The organism is Pseudomonas sp. SWRI154 (genome assembly GCF_014268645.1).
Taxonomy (GTDB): Bacteria; Pseudomonadota; Gammaproteobacteria; order Pseudomonadales; family Pseudomonadaceae; genus Aquipseudomonas; species Aquipseudomonas marvdashtae.
Genome location: NZ_JABWQW010000007.1, coordinates 142,130 through 161,462, shown reverse-complemented (window position 1 = coordinate 161,462; position 19,333 = coordinate 142,130). Strand labels below are relative to the sequence as shown.

Below are 19,333 nucleotides of genomic sequence, written 5' to 3'. Positions count from 1 at the left end.
CGCAGCAGCCCCCCGGATTATTCGTCCTGATTGCACTGACACACCACATTGGGCCTGCTGCGCAGGCCAGCGGGAGCAAGCTCCCTCGCCACGAGAAGATTTATTACTTCAGGGTTTGCTCCACTTTTGCAGCGCAAACTCGACGAAACTGCGCAGCTTCGGCAAACGATAGCGATCCTGGGCGTACATCAGGCTCATCGGCCGGTGGGGCAGTTGATAGTCCTGCAACAGCGCCACCAAGTGTCCATCCTCCAGATCCTGCGCCACCAGCGCGTCCGGCAGCATCACCACGCCCATGCCGGCCAGGGCCGCACGGTGCAGGCCGGAAGAGCTGTTGATCAGCATCGGCCCGCGCACCGGCACTTTGATTTCCCCGTCCGGCCCGTTGATGGGCCAGTGCTCCTGGGCAAAGCGCCATTCGTCGCCGGCGGAATAGGCGAACGACAGGCAATCGTGGTGTTGCAGGTCATCGGGCTTTTGCGGCGTGCCGCGCCGGGCCAAGTAAGCCTTGGAGGCGCAAACGGTAAGGGTGTAGTCCATCAGGGGGCGGGCGATCAGCTTCGGGTCGGGATGGCCCAGGCGAATGGCAACGTCAAAGCCATGGTCCAGCAGGTCGAGACGCTGATTGGTCAGTACGACATCGAGTTTGACCTGTGGATAACACTGGCTGTATTCAGCCAGCGCCGGTGCGAGGCGTTCGGTGCCGAAGGTCAGCGGCGCGGTGATGCGCAAGGTGCCGCTGGGATCGCCTTGGGTCTGCTCGGCCAGGCGTTCGGAATCGGCGACCAGCCCGATCACTTCCAGGCAACGCTGATAGTAGGCCGAGCCGATTTCGGTCAAGCGCTGGCGGCGGGTCGTCCGGTTGATCAGGCGCGCACCGAGGCGTTGCTCCAATGCCCGAAGATGATTGCCCACCATGGTCGTCGACATTTCACACACCTGCGCCGCCGCTGTCAGGCTGCCGGTTTCCACCACTTTTACGTACACGGTCATTGCCTGGAACAAATCCATTATCAAGCTCAGCTTTTAAATGATTTAAGTAAAACGGCATTTATCCATCAGGAGTGGCTAACCATACTGGAAAAAATCACTCAAATGGAACCAGATGTCATGACCGCCGCCTGCCTGATGACCACTTACCAACCCTTGGCGCTGAACTTCACCCATGGCCTGGGTACCCGCCTGTGGGACCGGGACGGTCGCGAGTATCTGGACGCGGTGGCGGGCGTGGCGGTGACCAACGTCGGGCATTCCCATCCCAAGTTAGTGGCGGCCATCAGTGAGCAGGCCGGCCTGTTGCTGCACACCTCCAACCTGTACAGCATCGACTGGCAACAACGGCTGGCGCACAAGCTCACGCAGCTCTCGGGCATGGAGCGGGTGTTTTTCAACAATTCAGGGGCCGAGGCCAATGAAACCGCACTGAAACTGGCACGCCTGCACGGCTGGCATAAAGGCGTCGAGCAGCCGCTGGTCGTGGTAATGGACAACGCCTTCCATGGGCGTACCTTGGGCACGATGTCCGCCAGCGACGGCCCGTCGGTGCGGCTGGGCTTCAATCGCTTGCCGGGGGATTACGTCAAAGTGCCGTTCGGCGATCTCGCTGCCTTGGAAAAGGTCCAGCAAGCCCACGGCGAGCGTATCGTCGCGATATTGGTTGAACCGATCCAGGGCGAAAGCGGCGTGCAACTCGCGCCGCCGGGTTATTTGAAAGCGCTGCGGGACCTGTGCAGCCGGCGCGCCTGGTTGCTGATGCTCGACGAGATCCAGACCGGCATCGGCCGCACCGGGCAGTGGTTCGCTTTCCAGCACGAGGACATCGTGCCGGACGTCATGACCCTCGCCAAAGGCCTGGGCAACGGCGTGCCTATCGGCGCCTGCCTGGCCCGGGGCAAGGCCGCCGAGTTGTTTACCCCCGGCAGCCATGGCAGCACGTTTGGCGGCAATCCGTTGGCTTGTCGCGTCGGTTGCACGGTGTTGGATATCATCGAGGAACAAGGCCTGCTGGAGAATGCCCGGCGCCAGGGCGAGCAACTGCTCAGCCGCTTGCGGGCCGAATTGGCGGACAACCCGAACGTGCTTGAGATCCGTGGCCAAGGGCTGATGATCGGCGTAGAACTCAAGCAACCGGTCCGTGACCTGACCCTCTGCGCCGCCCGGGACCACGGCTTGTTGATCAATGTCACCCGGGGCAAGACCATCCGCCTGCTGCCGCCCCTGACAATTGACGGACGAGAAGTGGAGATGATTGTCAGGGGTGTAAGTCGTTGTCTGGCGCAGGTGTGAGGCGACTTCGCCAAGCCGATGGTCTGTGGTGGTCAGTCTGGATGAAGCGCAGCGCAGCGGAACGGAATTTTTAACGATTGTCGCGTTCCAACGCCAGCCAGAGTCGATTGCCTACACTTTGGCACTCAGACTGAAAACCCAGGAGCATCTCCATGTTCACCTCGCGTCGCTTGATCGTTGTCGCTACTGCCGTGGCCCTGTTGTCCGGCTGTGCGTCGCCCAACCCCTATGACAACCAAGGCCAGGCCTCTACCGATTCTTCCGGCATGAGCAAAACCGCCAAGTATGGCGGCCTCGGCGCCTTGGCCGGTGCATTGGCGGGCGCGGCCATCGGCCACGATAACCGTGGCAAAGGGGCATTGATCGGCGCGGCGGTGGTAGGGGCTTCGGCGGCCGGCTACGGTTACTACGCCGACCAGCAGGAGAAAAAACTGCGCGCCAGCATGGCCAATACCGGTGTCGAAGTGCAGCGCCAGGGCGACCAGATCAAGCTGATCATGCCGGGCAACATCACTTTTGCCACCGACTCGGCCAACATTGCGTCGAGCTTCTACCAGCCGCTGAACAACCTGGCCAACTCCCTCAAGGAGTTCAACCAGAACCAGATTGAAATCGTCGGCTACACCGACAGCACCGGCAGCCGCCAGCACAACATGGACCTGTCCCAGCGCCGTGCCCAGAGCGTGGCGACTTACCTGACGTCGCAAGGCGTGAGCGGTGCCAACCTAACGGCTCGCGGAGCCGGCCCGGACAACCCGGTCGCCAGCAACGCCGACGTCAATGGCCGCGCGCAGAACCGTCGTGTCGAGGTCAACCTCAAGGCCATCCCCGGCCAGCAATACCAGGCGCCGCAGCAGCAGGGGCAGACTTACCAGCAGTATCCGTAAGCGCTGGGCGGTAAATGAAAGGGGGACCATGGAAACATGGCCCCCCTTTTTCGTGGCTGGGGCCCTTGTGGCGAGGGAGCTTGCTCCCGCTGGGTTGCGCAGCAACCCCCAGACCAGTCACCTCAATCCTCCAGACACACCGCGGCGGTCGGTTTTGGGCCTGCTGCGCAGTCCAGCGGGAGCAAGCTCCCTCGCCACGAAGTGCTGAGTTTAATTAGCCTCTTTCACCGCACTCAAGAACGCACACGTCCGTTCCTGCTGCGGGTTCTCGAAAATCTGCGCAGGTGTGCCTTGCTCGTGGATCTGCCCCTTGTAGAAGAAGCACACCCGGTCGGCGAACTCCCGAGCGAAGCCCATCTGGTGGGTCACCATCAGCATCGTCAGATTGTGCTCGGCGCCCAGCTTGCGGATCACGTTCAAGACCTCGCCGCACAACTCCGGATCCAACGCCGAAGTCACCTCGTCAAACAGCATGACCTTGGGCCGCATCGCCAAGGCCCGGGCAATCGCCACCCGTTGTTGCTGACCGCCGGACAACTGCGACGGGTAATGGTCGAGCTTGTTGCCCAGGCCCACCAGCTCCAGCAGATCGGCCGCGCGCTCGCGGGCTTCCTTCGGATTCATGCCGAGCACTTGCACTGGCGCCTCGATGACGTTCTGCAAGGCGGTCATGTGGGGAAACAGGTTGAAGCTCTGGAACACCATGCCTATCTTGCCGCGCACCCGGCGAATGTGTCGGTCGTTGGCCGGCACCAGCACGCCGTTGCGGTTGGGCATGTGGGTCAGGGAGTCGTCTTCGATGCGGATCTGGCCCTGGTCGATGCCTTCAAGCGTCATCAACACCCGCAGCAGGGTGGATTTGCCCGAGCCGCTGGGACCGATGATCGCGACTTTTTCGCCGGGCGCGACGTCCAGGTTCAGATGATCGAGCACGGTAAAGCTGCCATAGCTCTTGGTCACGTCCTGGAAACTCACAATCGGCCGGGACGGTGTCGGAATCTGCATGGCCGGGGCCTCCTGCTGCGATGCCAGCGTGCTGCGCCGGGACAAATCGGTGGGCGTGGACAGAGGTAAAGTCATTAGCGTAGCTCCATGCGCGTTTCAAGGCGCCGTACCAGCCAAGCCAAGGCGAGGCTCAGGGCGAGGAAGAACAGGCCGACCAGGGTGATGGGTTCCAGGTAACGGAAATGCTCGGAACCGATGTTCTTGGCCTGCTGCATGATTTCCACCACGGTGATTGCCGACAGCACCGGCGTGTCCTTGAGCATCGCCACCAGGTAGTTGCCCAGGGGCGGCACGATCGGTCTCAGCGCCTGGGGCAGGATGATGTTGCGGTAGGCGTCGTACGGCGCGATGTTCAACGCCGTCACCGCTTCCCACTGCGCCCGCGGCACCGCGTCGAGGCCACTGCGATAAACCTCGGCGATGTAGCAGGCGTAGTGCAGTCCGATACCCACGATCCCAACCTGCATGGCCGTCAGGCTCAGGCCGTAGTTGGGCAGCACGTAGTAAAGGAAATACACCTGGATCAGCAACGGCGTGCTGCGGATGAATTCGATCACCGCCGTGGCCGGCCACGACAACCAGAACTTGCGACTGCGCCGGCCAATCGCCAGGAACAGCCCCAGGACGATCGCGATCACGAAACCGATCAGGGTGATGCCCACGGTATTAAGAGAGGCCCGCAGCAGATCCGGGAGGATTTGCGCCGCGTAGGACCAGTCGAACAGGGTCATGACAGTCCTCCACGCATCCGGCCCCGGCTCAACCGGCGCTCAATGCTGCGCATGCCGAAGTTGATGGCCTGGGCGAGGATGAAATACATCACCAGCGCCAGGCTGAAGATTTCCAGGGTCTGGAATGTCGCCTGATCCAACTGTCGCGCCCGGAAGCTCAGGTCGGACAAGGTGATCAGTGACACCAGCGAGGTGTTCTTCAGTAGCTCGATCAGCAAGTTGGTGCCCGGCGGGATAGCCGCCAGCAGGGCTTGCGGCAAGATGATTCGCTTGAAGCGCGTGAAGCCGCTGAAGTTCAGCGCCGTGCAGGCTTCGTATTGGCCTTTGGCGACCGAGCTGATGGCGCCGCGCATCACTTCGGCCCCATACGCGCCGATGTGCAGCCCCAGGCCGACGATCGCCACGGCGTACGGGCTCAGCTCGATGTTGAACGGCGGCAGCGGCAACACGAAGAACAGCCAGAACAACTGCACCAGCAGCGAGGTGCCACGGAACACTTCGATGTAGGTAATCGAAAACCAGCGCAACGCGCGCCATGGCGACAGCCGACCGAGGGCCGCGAGCACCGCCGCGACAATTGCCAGCAATGAGCCGAAGAAGGTCACCTGCAGCGTGACCCAGGCCCCTTGAATCAGTAACGGAAGTAATTCGCCCATGGTTCAACCCGATATCCGATGAAGCAGGGAACAGGCATCACGCGTGCGCGTCATGCCCGTTTCGGCACGCCAGTTCGACTATGGCTGAGCGCAGAGCTCGGCCGCGGTCTTGCTGGTGACGTTGGACTTGTCGAAACCGAATGGCGCGACGGCCTTGAGGTGTTCTTCGGAGCCCAGCCATTTTTTCAGCTCGGCATTGACCGCGTCGCGCAGGTCTTTGTCCTCGGGGCGAAAGGCCAGGGCGCCGTAGCCGATGTGGGATGGATCGTCCTTGAACTCGGTCATTGCCTCGACCTTGTCACCCCCCTTGGAAGCCAGGCCTTTCATGGTCAGTTGCGTGCCGACCGCAGCGTCGGCGCGACCGGCGCGCACGGCTTGCAGTTGTGCGGTGGTGTCGGGGACCTGGAGGATCTGCTCATCCTTGACCCCGGAATCGCGGGCGTAGGCCAGGTTCACCGTGCCGGCCATGATCGCCAGCTTCACATCCGGTTGCTTGGCGATGTCTTCATAGCTGTAGAGTTTTTTCGGGTTGCCCTTGGCCACGAGCAAGGCGTCGGGCAGTTGGTATTGGGGATCGGTGAACAACACTTGCTTGCAGCGCGCCGGGGTGATGTACATGCCGGCGGCAATCACGTCGAAGCGACCTGCGCGCAGCCCAGGAATCAGCGAACCCCATTCGGTGAGCACGCCATTGACCTGTTGGATGCCCATTCTGGCGAAGATGATCTTGGCGATTTCCGGCGATTCACCGGTGACGGTGCCGTCGGTTTCGGTGAAGGCGAACGGGGTCTCGTTCGCATAGCCAATGCGGATGCTGCTGTTGCTTTTGACGGTGTCCAGGGTCGCGGCTTGAACGGTGCCGGTCAGGCCGAGCACCGCGCAGGTCAACAAGAGCTGGCGCAGGGGCGCGCAGGTGCCGGGAAGAAAATTGCTCATCGATAAAATCTCCTGTTTCTTGTGGATCCGTCGGTGGACGGTTCTGTGTTAGGAGGCAGTGTGACAAGAGCAAAGCGTACAGCGGCGGACCCGGGCGAGGCCTGGAATCGATAACGGCGCCGGTACAGGTCGATCCGGCTTTTTGTCGGGGCGATGAGCCCGCCTGGATGACGACCTTGGACCGAGCATACAAAAGCCCCGGCGCTGATTGTATTGCACTAGGACAATTGCTTTGCCGCGATTGCCGCGCAATGCTGTGCGCACCAGTACACACGCGGGTTGCAGCGTTATGGATAAGTGGAAATCAGCCTTGGACGTCGCCCGCAGTGGTGAATCCAAATACAAGATACTGGTGCAGGCCATCGCCGACGACATCGAGCAGGGCACCCTGGCCAACGATCAGCGCCTGCCACCGCAACGGCAAGTGGCCGATGCGATGGGTATCAGCGTGCAGACCGTCACCAATGCCTACAAGGAACTGGAACGCCAGGGGCTGGTGCGTTGCGAAGTGGGGCGTGGCAGCTTCGTCTCACGGCGCATGAGCGACCGGGTCGCCACTTACATCCTCGACAGCCCCGAGCGCGCCCTGGTGGATTTTTCCATTACGCGCATCCTGCATACTCGCGAGCATGATCAATTCTGGCGCGACACCTGCGCCGAGCTGAGCACTGAAGAAGACCAGCCGTGGATCCACGCGTTTCGTCCGATCGCAGGCTTTGAATCCCATCGCGAAGCGGCGGCTCAATGGATCGGTCGCCAGGGGCTCAAGGTTGATCGCAACGATATTCTCATCACCAACGGCGCGGCCCACGGGATCTTCCTCGCCCTGGCGTCACTGGCCGGCCCCGACGACGTGGTGCTCTGCGAAGGCGTGACCGACCACGGCGTGATCGGCAACTCCCAGGTGCTGGGCTTTACCCTCAAGGGTTTGGAGATGGACCGCCATGGCATCGACCCGGAACATTTCGAAGACATGTGCAGCAACGAGCGCATCACCGCGCTGGTGTGCACGCCGAACCTGAACAACCCCACCACCAGCCTGATGCCCGACACACGTCGCCGGGAAATCGCCGAGATTGCTCGGCGTTTCGGCGTGCACATCATCGAAGACGACGTCTACGGTCCGCTGCTGGACGAACGCCGCGCACCGCCCATCAGCCATTATCTGCCGGAGCTGTCCTTCTACTGCACGAGCATGACCAAGTCGGTGCTCACCGGTCTGCGCATCGGTTACTTGGTGGTGCCCAAGCGCCTGGCGCTGCGCACCGAGAGCATCCTGCGGGTGAACAGTTGGATGGCCACGCCGATGGTCTCGGAGATCGCCGCCCGGTGGATCCGCGATGGGCGCGCCGAATCGCTGGTGCATTTGCAGCGACGCCTGTTGGCGGGGCGCCAGGCGATGGTCACCGAATACATGGGCGAGCATCTGCTGGCCCAGCACCCTCACGCCTTGAACGCATGGATTGGCATCCCGCCCCATTGGGAAGTGGACAGCCTGGTGCGGGCGCTGCGGCACAAGCACATTGCCGTGACGTCGCCCGACCCGTTCACCGTGCGCGGGACGCCCAAGCCCCGTGCCGTGCGGGTGTGCGTCGGCGCCGAATGCAGCGACGAAGAAATGCGCCATGCGCTGATCGGCATGCGCGAGATCTTCAACCAGTACCCGCAGATTCATGATTTCTGATGTGCAAGAGGGTGCTCTGAAGGCAAGGTGTTTACTCAAAAACTGCATGGGGCCTTTTGTGGCGAGGGAGCTTGCTCCCGCTCGGCTGCGAAGCAGTCGTAAAAGCTTCCGACGGTCTGCTGATGCAACGGGTCGAATGGTTTTGGGTCTGCTGCGCAGCCCAGCGGGAGCAAGCTCCCTCGCCACGGGAATGAGGTCATCTTCAAGTTTTCGGTTCACTTTCGTTCAATCGCAACGAATGCAAACTAAATTGCCCTAGTACATTCATCACCACAATCCAGCCCTCTTAGACTGCGCCCAACACATAAGCTCGGGACGCGGTCATGGCAGTGTTGCAGCTACAGGATGTCTATCTCGCTCGCCAGCGCATCGAGTCGCTGGTGCGACGCACGCCCATGGAGCATTCTCCCAGCCTGTCGCGACTGATGGGCGTGGCGGTGTATCTCAAGCTCGAATCCATGCAAATCACCGGCAGCTTCAAGCTGCGCGGGGCGAGCAATGCCGTGGCGCAACTCAGCCCGGAGCAGAAGGCGTCAGGCGTGGTGACGGCCTCGACCGGTAACCATGGTCGGGCACTGGCCCATGCCGCGTCGCAACAAGGCGTCAAGGCGATTGTCTGCCTGTCGAACCTCGTGCCGGGCAACAAAGTACAGGCGATCCGCGACCTGGGTGCCGAGGTATGCATCGTCGGCCAGTCCCAGGACGATGCCCAGCGTGAAGCCGAACGCATTGCCAAAGATGAGGGCGCGACCTTCCTGCCGCCCTTCGATCATCCGGCGATCATCGCCGGCCAAGGCACCCTCGGCCTGGAGATCCTCGGACAACAACCGGACGTGGCCCAGGTGTTGGTGCCGTTGTCCGGTGGCGGCTTGTTTGCCGGTGTGGCCCTGGCCCTCAAAAGCGCCAATCCAGCGATTCAAGTCCACGGCATCAGCATGGCGCGAGGTGCCGCGATGCACGCCAGCCTCGCCGCAGGGCATCCGGTGGACGTCGAAGAACTGCCAACCCTGGCCGATTCCCTCGGCGGCGGCATTGGCCTGGACAACCGCTACACCTTCGCCATGACGCGCCAACTGATCAACGACCTGCACCTGCTCTCGGAAGCTTCGATCGCCAACGCCATCCGCCACGCCTATCACCAAGAACGCCTGGTGCTCGAAGGCGCTGCCGTGGTGGGTATCGCGGCGCTGCTCGACGGCCTGATCGAACCGCGCGGTCCCATCGTCCTGGTGGTCAGCGGGCGCAACGTCGACACCGAACAACATGCCCGCGTTGTCGCTGGCGCCAACGCTTGATAACCGTTAACGGAGCCCGTCATGAGTGAAGTCATCCTATTGAGCGAAGCCGACCTGCACAGTTGCGTGGCCCTCGACCTGGCGAGCGTCGACGCCGTCGAGCAGGCTTTCGTGCTGCTGGCCACCGCCGCCGTGGCGATGCCGCCAATCCTGCGATTGGACATTCCCGAGCACAACGGCGAAGTGGACGTGAAGACTGCTTACCTGCCGGGCCTGGAGCGCTTCGCCATCAAGGTCAGCCCAGGTTTTTTCGATAACCCCAAGCTTGGCCTGCCCAGCCTCAATGGCATGATGATGCTGCTCTCGGCGCGCACCGGTTTGCTGGAGGCGCTGTTGCTGGACAATGGCTACCTCACCGCCGTGCGCACCGCCGCGGCCGGAGCGGTGGCGGCGCGGTGCCTGTCTCGCGAAGACAGCCGCAGCGTTGCGCTGATCGGTGCTGGCGAGCAGGCGGCGTTGCAGCTTCAGGCGCTGCGCCTGGTGCGGCCTATCGAGGAGGTGCGGGTCTGGGCGCGGGACGCCGAGAAGGCCAAGGCGTTCAGCGCTGAACTGGCGCGCGCCAGCGGATTGTCGATCACCGCGTGTCGCACGGTCGACGAAGCCTTGGAAGGCGTGGACATCGCCATCACCTGCACCCCCAGCCGCGAGCCGCTGATCGAGGCGCGCCATTTGCGCCCCGGCCTGCACATTACGGCGATGGGCTCGGACGCGGAACACAAGAACGAAATTTCACCGCAAGCCTTGGCGGCTGTCGATTGCTACGTCGCCGATCGCCTGAGCCAGACCCGAGTGCTCGGCGAGTTGCATCACGCATTGGCCGCCGGAACCGTGCGCGACGAACGGGTGCTGATGGAACTGGGCCAAGTGCTGGCGGGGCAACGGGCCGCGCGCATCGGCCCGTCGCAAATCACCCTGTGCGACCTCACGGGCACCGGCGCCCAGGACACCGCCATCGCCAACCTGGCGTTCGAGCGGGCGCGGGCGGCGGGCAAGGGTTTCCCATTCGGCCGCTAACCATTTTTCATTCGTGCGTCATTGATCAGAGGGCAGATGGATGTCAGAGATAGTCGTCAATCTTCCGTTTAAACGGGAGGAATACGCCCAGCGCCTGGCGAAGGTTCGGGCCGCCATGCAGGCCCAGGGCCTGGAGCTGCTGGTGGTGACCGATCCATCGAACATGGCCTGGCTCACCGGCTATGACGGCTGGTCGTTCTACGTGCACCAGTGCGTGCTCTTGGCGCTGGACGGCGAGCCCGTGTGGTTCGGTCGCGGCCAGGATGCCAACGGGGCCAAGCGCACGGTGTTCATGCAGGCCGATAACATCGTCGGCTACCCGGACATCTACGTGCAGTCCCGCGAGCGCCATCCCATGGACTACCTGTCCCGCGAGGTAATCATCGCCCGTGGCTGGGGCGCGCTGCGCATTGGCGTGGAGATGGATAACTATTACTTCAGCGCCGCCGCGTACCTGTCACTGCAAAAGCATCTGCCCGAGGCGAAACTGCTGGACGCGGTCGGCCTGGTGAATTGGCAGCGGGCCGTCAAGTCGCCCCAGGAAATCGCCTACATGCGCATCGCCGCGCGCATCGTCGAGAACATGCACAGCCGGATCCTCGAGCGGATCGAGCCGGGCATGCGCAAGAACGAACTGGTGGCGGAGATCTACAGCAGCGGCATCCTCGGCGCCGACGGCCATGGCGGCGACTACCCGGCCATCGTGCCGCTGTTGCCCACCGGCGCCGATGCCAGCGCGCCGCACCTGACCTGGGACGATTCACCGTTCGAGAAGGGCGCTGGCACCTTTTTTGAAATCGCCGGTTGCTACAAGCGATACCACTGCCCGCTGTCGCGGACCATCTACCTGGGCAAGCCGCCGCAGCATTTCCTCGACGGCGAAAAAGCCGTGATCGAGGGCATCGCCGCCGGCCTGGACGCGGCCAAACCAGGTAACACCACTGGCGACATCGCCGTGGCGTTTTTCAAGGTGCTGGAGAAGTTCGGCATTCACAAGGACAGCCGTTGCGGCTACCCCATCGGGATCAGTTATCCACCGGATTGGGGCGAGCGCACCATGAGCCTGCGCCCCGGCGACAACAGCGTGTTGCAACCGGGCATGACCTTCCACTTCATGCCGGGGTTGTGGATGGACGACTGGGGCCTGGAAATCACCGAGAGCATCCTGATCACCGAGACCGGCGTCGAGACGCTGTGCAACGTGCCTCGTCAACTGTTCGTGAAGGATTGAGCCATGCCCGACTTGTCCATCAATCCCATCAGCAACCCCATCAGCGCCACGGTCGACTTCAGCCGCGAGGGCGTGCAGCACGGCTTTCTCAAGTTGCCGTACTCGCGGGACGATTCGGCCTGGGGCGCGGTGATGATCCCCATCACCGTGATCCAGCGCGGCAGCGGCCCGACGGCGCTGCTCAGCGGCGGCAACCACGGCGACGAATACGAAGGCCCAGTGGCCTTGAGCAAGCTGGCGCAGCAGTTGAGCGCCGAAGACGTCAGCGGGCGGGTGATCATCGTGCCGTTCATGAACACCCCGGCGTTCCATGCCGGGCGTCGGACCTCGCCGATCGACAAGGGCAACCTGAATCGCAGTTTTCCCGGCAGGCCGGACGGCACCGTCACCGAGAAAATTGCCGATTATTTCAACCGCACGTTGCTGCCGTTGGCCGACATCGTATTGGACATCCATTCCGGTGGCCGGACCCTGGACTTCCTGCCCTTCGCCGCCTGCCATGTGCTGCCTGACAAAACGCAGGAGGCCCGCTGCGAGGCGGGAATGCTGGCGTTCAACGCGCCGTATTGCATGCGCATGCTGGAGCTGGACGCCGGGGCGATGTACGACACGGCGGCCGAGTCCCAGGGCAAGGTGTTTGTTACTACCGAGCTAGGTGGCGGCGGTTCGTCGACCGCGCGTAGCGTAGCGATTGCCGAGCGGGGTGTGCGCAACCTGTTGATTCACGCCGGCATTTTGCAGGGCACGATCGAGTTGCAACCGTCGATGATGCTCGACATGCCGGACGCCAGTTGCTTCATCGCCAGTGAGCACGACGGCTTGCTGGAAATGTGCCGCGACCTCGGCGAAAACGTCACCTGCGGCGAGGTGGTCGCGCGTATCTACGACGCCACCCGCAGCGGCGTCGCCCCGGTCGAATACCGCGCCGCCCGCAGCGGCCTGCTGGCGGCCCGGCACTTTCCCGGGTTGGTGCAGTGTGGCGATACGCTGGTGGTGATTGCGGATGTGTTGGCGTGATCTACCTCAACTGACACACCACCCCGTGGCGAGGGAGCTTGCTCCCGCTCGGCTGCGAAGCAGTCGTCGCTTTTTGGCCTGAGCCATCGCGACTCTGACATTGGGGCCGCTGCGCGGCCCAGCGGGAGCAAGCTCCCTCGCCACAGGGGCAGCGTGATAACTGAATGTTCTGGAGAGCCCGGTCCCATGCACAAGCTCGATCGTTACGACCTGAAGATCCTGCAGATCCTCGCCGAGGACGGGCGGATCACCAAGTCGAGCCTGGCCGAGGCCATCAGCCTCTCGGTGACGCCGGCCTGGGAGCGGGTGCGCAAGCTGGAGGCGGCGGGCCTGATCATTGGCTACCGGGCGCAGATCGATTGGGGCGCGGTGTTCAAGCGCCAGCAGGTGCTGGTGGAAATCACCCTGGCCCGACACACCGCCCAGGACATGCGCCGTTTCGAGCAACGCATGATCGCCGCGCCGGAAGTGGCGTTCTGTTACGCCACCGGCGGTGGGGTGGATTACCTGGCGATGATCCAGGCACCGGACGTCGACGCCTACCAGCGTTTCGTCGACCAACTGCTGCTCGAAGACCTGGGCATCGAACGCTATTTCACCTACATCGTCACCAAGACCATCAAGACCGCCGGCGCGTTGCCAGCGGAGTTGACGGCTTCTTCCTGAGCACCGCAGAAACCACTTTCCAGCAGGTTCTTTCCAGAAAAAAACCAAGGTCTGACCCCGCGCAAACACCCGAAATCCCGAGCGCCGCTGCCCTAGCATGGGTTCACGCAAACGGTCTGGAGTGAACGTCATGCCTTATCAACATCCGCTGCTGTTCAAGGCGCTTTGCTACATCGACGGCCATTGGGTCCACAGCGACAGTGGTCAGAGTATTGCGGTGCACAACCCTGCCACCCGCACGGTCATCGGTCATGTGCCGATGCTCGATCAGCCGCAGATCGTCGCGGCGGTGGACGCGGCGCATCGCGCCTTTGCCGCGTGGCGCGAGCAGAGCCTGGAAACTCGCGGCGCGATCCTGCGGCGCTGGGCAGCGTTGATCACCGAACACAGTGAAGACCTGGCGCGCATTCTCAGCCTGGAGCAGGGCAAGCCGCTGGCCGAGTCCCGTGGCGAAATCGCCTATGCCGCCAGCTTCATCCCATGGTTCGCCGAAGAGGCTCGGCGCCTTTATGGCCAGAACATTCCCAGTCATATTCCGAATGCGCACCTGGGCACCCTCAAGGAACCAGTGGGCGTCTGCGCGTTGCTCACACCGTGGAATTTCCCATCGGCAATGATCACCCGCAAGGCCGCCGCCGCGTTGGCCGCCGGTTGCACCGTGGTGGTCAAGCCAGCCCATGAAACGCCGTACTCGGCCCTGGCCTTGGCACAACTGGCCGAGGAAGCAGGCTTTCCCGCCGGGGTCTTCAATGTGGTCTTGGGCGAGCCGCAAATGGCCATGGAAACCCTGGTCAGGGACCGTCGCGTGCGCTCGGTGAGTTTCACCGGCTCGACCCGGGTGGGCAAACTGGTCCTGCAAGCGGCGGCTCATGACGTGAAAAAAGTCGCGTTGGAGTTGGGCGGTAACGCGCCGTTCATTGTCTGCGCCGACGCCGATTTGGCGCTAGCGGTGAAAGTCGCCGTCGAAGCGAAGTTCCAGACGTCGGGCCAGGATTGCTGCGCGGCCAACCGGATCATGGTGCAGCGTCCGGTCTATCAGGCATTCCTCAATCGTTTCGCCGAAGCTGTCCGTGCCTTGCGGGTCGGGCCGGCCATGGTCGATCAACAAGAGCAGGGCGTGGATGTCGGCCCGTTGATGCACCAGGCGGCGTTCGATGGGACTGCTGATCGTGTCGCCGATGCGCTGGCCCTCGGCGCTCAACGCCTTGTGGGCGGCGAGGCCCATGCCTTGGGCGGGTTGTTCTATCAGCCGACCGTGCTGGCCGATGTCACGCCGCAGATGCGTATCTACCGCGAGGAAAACTTCGCGCCCATCGCCGGGGTGATGCCGTTCGACACCCTGGACGAGGCCATCGAAATGGCCAACGACACCGAGTACGGCCTGGCGGCCTATATTTGCTCGAATCGCCTGGACGTCATTTATCCGCTGATTCGCCGCCTCGACCACGCCATGGTCGCGGTCAACGGCGTCAAGTTCACCGGCCACCCGATTCCCTTCGGTGGCATGAAAGCCTCGGGCCTCGGCCGCGAGGGTGGCAGCGAGGGCTTCGAGCCCTTTGTCGAAACCAAATATTTTTGCCTGCACCATCAAGGCCAGTTCCCAGGAGAGCCCGCATGAGCCAAGAACTCAACACGCTGTTCGAACAAGACCGTGCGCATTTCATGCACCCCTCGACCCACGCCCACGATCACGCCAGTGGTGCGCTCAAGGGACGGATCATCAAGAGCGCGTCAGGTATTCGCATTCGCGACCATGAAGGGCGTGATTTCATCGACGCTTTCGCCGGGCTCTATTGCGTGAACATCGGTTATGGCCGTACCGAAGTGGCGGACGCCATCTACAAGCAAGCCAAGGAATTGGCCTATTACCACACCTATGTGGGCCATTCGAGCGAGGCGATCATCGAGCTGTCCAGCCGCATCATGGATTGGGCGCCGGAGGGGATGAAGAAAGTTTATTACGGGTTGTCTGGCTCCGACGCCAACGAAACCCAGATCAAACTGGTGCGTTACTACAACAACGTCCTGGGTCGGCCGCAGAAGAAGAAAATCATCTCCCGTGACCGTGGCTACCACGGCTCGGGCATCATGACCGGCAGCCTGACCGGGCTGCCGGCCTTTCACCAGCACTTCGACTTGCCGGCGGAAGGCGTCAAGCACACCGTATGTCCGCATTGGTATCGCAAGGCCCCGGCGGGCATGGACGAAGCGAACTTTGTGCGTTATTGCGCCGATGAGCTGGAAAAAATGATCCTCGCCGAAGGCCCGGACACCGTCGCGGCGTTCATCGGCGAACCGGTGATGGGCACAGGCGGCATCATCGTTCCGCCAGCGGGTTATTGGGATGCGATCCAGGCCGTGCTGGATAAGTACGACGTGCTGCTGATCGCCGACGAGGTGGTCTGCGCGTTTGGCCGCCTCGGTTCGAAAATGGGCAGCCAGCGCTATGGCATGAAGCCGGACCTGATCACCACCGCCAAAGGCCTGACCAGCGCTTATGCGCCGTTGTCGGCGGTGATCATCGGCGAAAAAGTTTGGAGCGTGATTGAAAAAGCCTCCCAGGCCGAGGGCGCGATGGGCCATGGCTGGACCTATTCGGGACACCCGATCTGCGCGGCGGCGGCCCTGGCCAACCTCGACATTCTTGAACGGGAAAACCTCACGGCCAACGCTGAAGACGTGGGCGGCTACCTCAACCGTCGGTTGCGTGAAACCCTCGAAGGTCATCCTCTGGTGGGTGAGGTCCGGGGTGATGGCATGTTGGCGGCGGTGGAATTCATGGCCGATCGTGAACAGCGCACGGCGTTCGACCCGGCTCTGAAAGTCGGCCCGAAGGTTTCGGCCGCCTGCCTGGAACGCGGCATGATCGCCCGCGCGATGCCCCACGGCGACATCCTCGGCTTCGCGCCGCCGCTGATCCTGACCCGCGAAGACGCCGACCTGATCGTCGACATCACCAAAGGGGCGATCGACCAGGTGGCGGAGGAAGTGTTGGCTTGAGCTGAGTCAATAATTCTTCAGGACACCTGTATCCCGTGGCGAGGGAGCTTGCTCCCGCTGGGCCGCGAAGCGGCCCTAAAACCAGGCAACTCGGTGTGCCAGGAAAATCGAGTTCGCTGCTCTAGGGCTGCTTCAACCCAGCGGGAGCAAGCTCCCTCGCCACGGGGGATCAAATTGAGATAGGGAATCAGAGCCAATAAAAAGCCCGCCTGATCATCCGATCAGGCGGGCTTTTTGGTGTCGCTGCGAAACTACTTCTTCAAACCGTAATGCTCATCGAGCATGCCGGGTGAATTCGGCGCCTTGGGGGCGTAGTCCCGTGGCGGCTCCTGGATCCCTTTTGGTGGGGTCAGGCGTTCCCGTGGCGTCTGCGCCGCATCGGCTTGCAGGGCGGCCAGCAAGCGCTGGCGGGTCTGCTCGTCCAGCGCCAGGCGGTTGGCGCCCTCGGACAAGTGATCCTGGACTTCCTGATAGCTCTGGGTGAGTTTTTTCACCAGCGAAGCTGTGCTGTTGAAGTGGGTGACCACCTCATTCTGGTAACTGTCGAAACGTTCCTGGATGTCGTCCAGCTGCCGTTGCGTGCTGTTGGGCACCGCGTTGGGCAGCAGTCGGGCAACCAGGAATCCAATGGCGACACCAGCAACCAGGGCAAGAGTCGGCAACAGCCAAACTAAGAGCGAGTGTTCCACGAGTCCTTCCTCTATAAACGGCTTTGCTTTACGTTAACGGCTCGGACCTGCGCTGTATACCGCGAAGAACATCGCAATCATGCCAGGCACAGACTTTTAGCTAGACGAGTCGACCCCATTCGGGGTCACGGAGTTCTTTCCCTTGCTTATGCGCGAAACCCCTGTATTCATCGATGGCCCTGTGGGCCAACTGGAAGCCTTGTACCTGGACAGCGAAGCGCCCCGTGGCCTGGCGCTGATCTGCCACCCGAACCCGGTGCAGGGCGGGACCATGCTCAACAAGGTCGTCTCGACCCTGCAACGCACTGCCCGGGATGCTGGCCTGGTGACGTTGCGTTTCAATTATCGTGGCGTTGGTGCCAGTGCCGGCAGCCATGACATGGGCACCGGCGAAGTGGACGACGCCCAGGCCGCGGCCGCCTGGCTGCTGGAAAAACACCCGAGTTTGCCCCTGACGCTGTTCGGTTTCTCCTTCGGCGGTTTTGTCGCCGCGACCCTCGGCGGTCGGTTGCAAGCCCAGGGCCAGGCGCTCAAGCACCTGTTCATGGTCGCACCTGCCGTGATGCGCTTGAATGAACAATCGCCCTTGCCGACGGGTGGCGAGTTGACGGTGATCCAGCCTGAAACCGATGAAGTCGTCGATCCCCGGCTTGTCTACGAATGGTCCGACACGCTGCAGCGCCCCCACGAGCTGCTGAAAGTGGCAGAATGCGGACACTTTTTTCATGGCAAGCTGACCGATCTCAAGGATCTGCTCCTGCCGCGCCTCTCGAATTGACAGCAGTCTGACAAGCGATAAACCCATGACGACGCGTACCCGTATCCTGACCGGCATCACCACCACCGGCACCCCGCACCTGGGCAACTATGCCGGCGCCATCCGTCCGGCGATCCTTGCCAGCCGCGACAGCAATGCCGATTCGTTCTACTTCCTGGCCGACTACCACGCCCTGATCAAGTGCGATGATCCGCTGCGTATCCAGCGTTCGCGCCTGGAGATCGCCGCCACCTGGCTGGCCGGTGGCCTGGACGTGGAACGCGTGACGTTCTATCGCCAGTCCGACATTCCCGAAATCCCGGAACTGACCTGGCTGCTGACCTGCGTCGCCGCCAAGGGCCTGCTCAACCGCGCCCACGCCTACAAGGCTTCGGTGGACAAGAACGTCGAGGCCGGCGAAGACCCGGACGCCGGCATCACGATGGGCCTCTACAGCTACCCGATCCTGATGGCCGCCGACATTCTGATGTTCAACGCCCACAAGGTGCCGGTCGGTCGCGACCAGATCCAGCACGTGGAAATGGCCCGGGACATCGGCCAGCGCTTCAACCACCTGTTTGGCCAGGGCAAAGAGTTCTTTACGATGCCCGAGGCGCTGATCGAAGAAAGCGTTGCCACGCTGCCGGGCCTCGACGGTCGCAAGATGTCCAAGAGCTACGACAACACCATCCCATTGTTCAGCAGCGCCAAGGACATGAAGGACGCGATCTCGCGGATCGTCACCGATTCCCGCGCGCCGGGCGAAGCCAAGGATCCGGACAATTCGCACCTGTTCACGCTGTTCCAGGCGTTCGCCACCCCGGCGCAGTCCGCCGAATTCCGTAGCGAGCTGTTGCAGGGCTTGGGTTGGGGCGAGGCGAAGAACCGCCTGTTCCAGTTGCTCGACAGCGAGCTGGGTGAAGCGCGCGAGCGTTATCACCAGTTCATCGAGCGTCCATCGGACCTTGAAGACATCCTGCAACTGGGCGCGAACAAAGCCCGGGCCGTGGCAACGCCGTTCCTCAACGAACTGCGCGAGGCCGTTGGCCTGCGGTCCTTCGTCAGTCAGGTCCAAGTCGCCACCCAGACTAAAAAGAAAGCAGCCAAGGCGGCACGTTTCGTCAGTTTCCGCGACGAGGACGGCAGCTTCCGCTTCCGCCTGCTTTCTGCCGATGGCGAGCAATTATTGCTCTCGGACAACTTTGCCGACGGCAAGACGGCAGGGCAGGTGACCAAGCAGTTGCAGTCCGGCCAAGCCTTGGATGTACGCAGCGACGAGCTGGGTTTCAGCGTCTGGCTCGACGGCGAGTGCGTGGCGAACAGCCCGGCCTTCGCCGACATTGCCGCCCGGGATGCGGCCATCGCTGCGTTGCGCGTCGCCCTGACGCCAGCGCAGGACTGATCGAACGCGTTACCCGATCATCGGCCCGCATAAGGGCCGATTGCCATTCTTCTGGGCCGTCGCTACAGTGACGGCCC

18 protein-coding genes are annotated in these 19,333 nt (G+C 62.5%); 12 read left to right on the top strand and 6 right to left on the bottom strand.

The genetic code is table 11. The features are described 5' to 3' along the window. Positions 1 to 108: 108 nt before the first annotated feature. Positions 109 to 1,011, bottom strand: a complete 903-nt coding sequence (locus HU806_RS08840; RefSeq protein WP_186611015.1) for a LysR family transcriptional regulator — start codon at positions 1,009 to 1,011, stop codon at positions 109 to 111. Between the two features lie 99 nt (positions 1,012 to 1,110). Between HU806_RS08840 and HU806_RS08835 the strand changes: the two genes are divergently transcribed. Together HU806_RS08835 and HU806_RS08830 are read left to right on the top strand one after the other, a co-directional pair. Beyond that, on the top strand, positions 1,111 to 2,286 hold the full coding sequence (locus HU806_RS08835) for an aspartate aminotransferase family protein (protein WP_186611014.1): 1,176 nt from the start codon (positions 1,111 to 1,113) through the stop codon (positions 2,284 to 2,286). A 152-nt stretch (positions 2,287 to 2,438) separates the two neighbouring features. Continuing rightward, a complete protein-coding gene (locus tag HU806_RS08830; RefSeq protein WP_186611013.1) occupies positions 2,439 to 3,173 on the top strand; it encodes a YiaD family glycine zipper/OmpA-like lipoprotein in 735 nt (244 codons plus the stop codon). Between the two features lie 210 nt (positions 3,174 to 3,383). On the opposite strand, the gene ehuA is transcribed toward HU806_RS08830, so the two are convergent. The 4 genes from ehuA to ehuB all read right to left on the bottom strand — a co-directional run bounded on the left by ehuA (position 3,384) and on the right by ehuB (position 6,501). After that, positions 3,384 to 4,253 carry an ectoine/hydroxyectoine ABC transporter ATP-binding protein EhuA gene (gene ehuA, locus HU806_RS08825; protein ID WP_527251140.1) on the bottom strand — a complete coding sequence of 290 codons (870 nt, stop codon included), beginning with the start codon at positions 4,251 to 4,253 and terminating at the stop codon, positions 3,384 to 3,386. Further along, positions 4,253 to 4,909, bottom strand: coding sequence for an ectoine/hydroxyectoine ABC transporter permease subunit EhuD (gene ehuD, locus HU806_RS08820; RefSeq protein ID WP_186611012.1), 657 nt, complete (start codon positions 4,907 to 4,909; stop codon positions 4,253 to 4,255). The genes ehuA and ehuD overlap by 1 nt, the downstream gene beginning before the upstream one ends. After that, on the bottom strand, positions 4,906 to 5,565 hold the full coding sequence (gene ehuC, locus HU806_RS08815; RefSeq protein WP_186611011.1) for an ectoine/hydroxyectoine ABC transporter permease subunit EhuC: 660 nt from the start codon (positions 5,563 to 5,565) through the stop codon (positions 4,906 to 4,908). The genes ehuD and ehuC overlap by 4 nt, the downstream gene beginning before the upstream one ends. 78 nt (positions 5,566 to 5,643) lie before the next feature. Beyond that, positions 5,644 to 6,501 (bottom strand): ectoine/hydroxyectoine ABC transporter substrate-binding protein EhuB, encoded by an 858-nt coding sequence (gene ehuB, locus HU806_RS08810; protein WP_186611010.1) that lies wholly within the window; start codon positions 6,499 to 6,501, stop codon positions 5,644 to 5,646. Between the two features lie 289 nt (positions 6,502 to 6,790). On the opposite strand from ehuB, the gene ehuR reads away from it, so the two are divergent. The 8 genes from ehuR (at position 6,791) to HU806_RS08770 (ending at position 16,408) form a co-directional block, all read left to right on the top strand. After that, positions 6,791 to 8,185, top strand: a complete 1,395-nt coding sequence (ehuR, locus tag HU806_RS08805) for a MocR-like ectoine utilization transcription factor EhuR (protein ID WP_186611009.1) — start codon at positions 6,791 to 6,793, stop codon at positions 8,183 to 8,185. A gap of 323 nt (positions 8,186 to 8,508) precedes the next feature. Next, entirely contained in the window at positions 8,509 to 9,480 is a 972-nt protein-coding gene (gene eutB / locus HU806_RS08800) for a hydroxyectoine utilization dehydratase EutB (RefSeq protein WP_186611008.1), read from the top strand. Positions 9,481 to 9,501: 21 nt separating this feature from the next. Next, positions 9,502 to 10,494 carry a cyclodeaminase gene (locus HU806_RS08795; RefSeq protein WP_186611007.1) on the top strand — a complete coding sequence of 331 codons (993 nt, stop codon included), beginning with the start codon at positions 9,502 to 9,504 and terminating at the stop codon, positions 10,492 to 10,494. Between the two features lie 40 nt (positions 10,495 to 10,534). Then, entirely contained in the window at positions 10,535 to 11,725 is a 1,191-nt protein-coding gene (doeA, locus tag HU806_RS08790; RefSeq protein ID WP_186611006.1) for an ectoine hydrolase DoeA, read from the top strand. Between the two features lie 3 nt (positions 11,726 to 11,728). Then, positions 11,729 to 12,742, top strand: coding sequence for a N(2)-acetyl-L-2,4-diaminobutanoate deacetylase DoeB (gene doeB, locus HU806_RS08785; protein ID WP_186611005.1), 1,014 nt, complete (start codon positions 11,729 to 11,731; stop codon positions 12,740 to 12,742). Positions 12,743 to 12,928: 186 nt separating this feature from the next. After that, positions 12,929 to 13,408 carry an Lrp/AsnC family transcriptional regulator gene (locus HU806_RS08780; RefSeq protein WP_186611004.1) on the top strand — a complete coding sequence of 160 codons (480 nt, stop codon included), beginning with the start codon at positions 12,929 to 12,931 and terminating at the stop codon, positions 13,406 to 13,408. Between the two features lie 130 nt (positions 13,409 to 13,538). Then, positions 13,539 to 15,026 (top strand): NAD-dependent succinate-semialdehyde dehydrogenase, encoded by a 1,488-nt coding sequence (locus HU806_RS08775; protein WP_186611003.1) that lies wholly within the window; start codon positions 13,539 to 13,541, stop codon positions 15,024 to 15,026. Beyond that, the gene (locus tag HU806_RS08770) at positions 15,023 to 16,408 is read left to right on the top strand and encodes an aspartate aminotransferase family protein (RefSeq protein WP_186611002.1); all 1,386 of its coding nucleotides are present in this window, start codon (positions 15,023 to 15,025) and stop codon (positions 16,406 to 16,408) included. Before HU806_RS08775 ends, HU806_RS08770 begins: the two co-directional genes overlap by 4 nt. A gap of 251 nt (positions 16,409 to 16,659) precedes the next feature. Here the strand turns inward: HU806_RS08770 and HU806_RS08765 are convergent, their stop codons facing one another. Further along, complete coding sequence (locus HU806_RS08765) at positions 16,660 to 17,097, bottom strand: ZapG family protein (protein WP_186611001.1); 438 nt, start codon at positions 17,095 to 17,097, stop codon at positions 16,660 to 16,662. 148 nt (positions 17,098 to 17,245) lie between these two features. On the opposite strand from HU806_RS08765, the gene HU806_RS08760 reads away from it, so the two are divergent. Then, positions 17,246 to 17,875: an alpha/beta hydrolase gene (locus tag HU806_RS08760; RefSeq protein ID WP_186611078.1), complete on the top strand. Its 630-nt coding sequence runs from the start codon at positions 17,246 to 17,248 to the stop codon at positions 17,873 to 17,875. Between the two features lie 25 nt (positions 17,876 to 17,900). After that, positions 17,901 to 19,256 (top strand): tryptophan--tRNA ligase, encoded by a 1,356-nt coding sequence (locus HU806_RS08755; protein WP_186611000.1) that lies wholly within the window; start codon positions 17,901 to 17,903, stop codon positions 19,254 to 19,256. The last annotated feature ends 77 nt before the right edge of the window (positions 19,257 to 19,333 follow it).

Coding starts and splice junctions, on each gene's coding strand:
- HU806_RS08770 (WP_186611002.1), top strand. CDS start 15,023: ATGAGCCAAGAACTCAACACGCTGTTCGAACAAGACCGTGCGCATTTC.
- ehuB (WP_186611010.1), bottom strand. CDS start 6,501: ATGAGCAATTTTCTTCCCGGCACCTGCGCGCCCCTGCGCCAGCTCTTG.
- HU806_RS08775 (WP_186611003.1), top strand. CDS start 13,539: ATGCCTTATCAACATCCGCTGCTGTTCAAGGCGCTTTGCTACATCGAC.
- ehuA (WP_527251140.1), bottom strand. CDS start 4,253: ATGACTTTACCTCTGTCCACGCCCACCGATTTGTCCCGGCGCAGCACG.
- HU806_RS08755 (WP_186611000.1), top strand. CDS start 17,901: ATGACGACGCGTACCCGTATCCTGACCGGCATCACCACCACCGGCACC.
- HU806_RS08760 (WP_186611078.1), top strand. CDS start 17,246: ATGCGCGAAACCCCTGTATTCATCGATGGCCCTGTGGGCCAACTGGAA.
- ehuR (WP_186611009.1), top strand. CDS start 6,791: ATGGATAAGTGGAAATCAGCCTTGGACGTCGCCCGCAGTGGTGAATCC.
- ehuD (WP_186611012.1), bottom strand. CDS start 4,909: ATGACCCTGTTCGACTGGTCCTACGCGGCGCAAATCCTCCCGGATCTG.
- HU806_RS08780 (WP_186611004.1), top strand. CDS start 12,929: ATGCACAAGCTCGATCGTTACGACCTGAAGATCCTGCAGATCCTCGCC.
- ehuC (WP_186611011.1), bottom strand. CDS start 5,565: ATGGGCGAATTACTTCCGTTACTGATTCAAGGGGCCTGGGTCACGCTG.
- HU806_RS08830 (WP_186611013.1), top strand. CDS start 2,439: ATGTTCACCTCGCGTCGCTTGATCGTTGTCGCTACTGCCGTGGCCCTG.
- HU806_RS08835 (WP_186611014.1), top strand. CDS start 1,111: ATGACCGCCGCCTGCCTGATGACCACTTACCAACCCTTGGCGCTGAAC.
- eutB (WP_186611008.1), top strand. CDS start 8,509: ATGGCAGTGTTGCAGCTACAGGATGTCTATCTCGCTCGCCAGCGCATC.
- doeA (WP_186611006.1), top strand. CDS start 10,535: ATGTCAGAGATAGTCGTCAATCTTCCGTTTAAACGGGAGGAATACGCC.
- HU806_RS08795 (WP_186611007.1), top strand. CDS start 9,502: ATGAGTGAAGTCATCCTATTGAGCGAAGCCGACCTGCACAGTTGCGTG.
- doeB (WP_186611005.1), top strand. CDS start 11,729: ATGCCCGACTTGTCCATCAATCCCATCAGCAACCCCATCAGCGCCACG.
- HU806_RS08840 (WP_186611015.1), bottom strand. CDS start 1,011: ATGGATTTGTTCCAGGCAATGACCGTGTACGTAAAAGTGGTGGAAACC.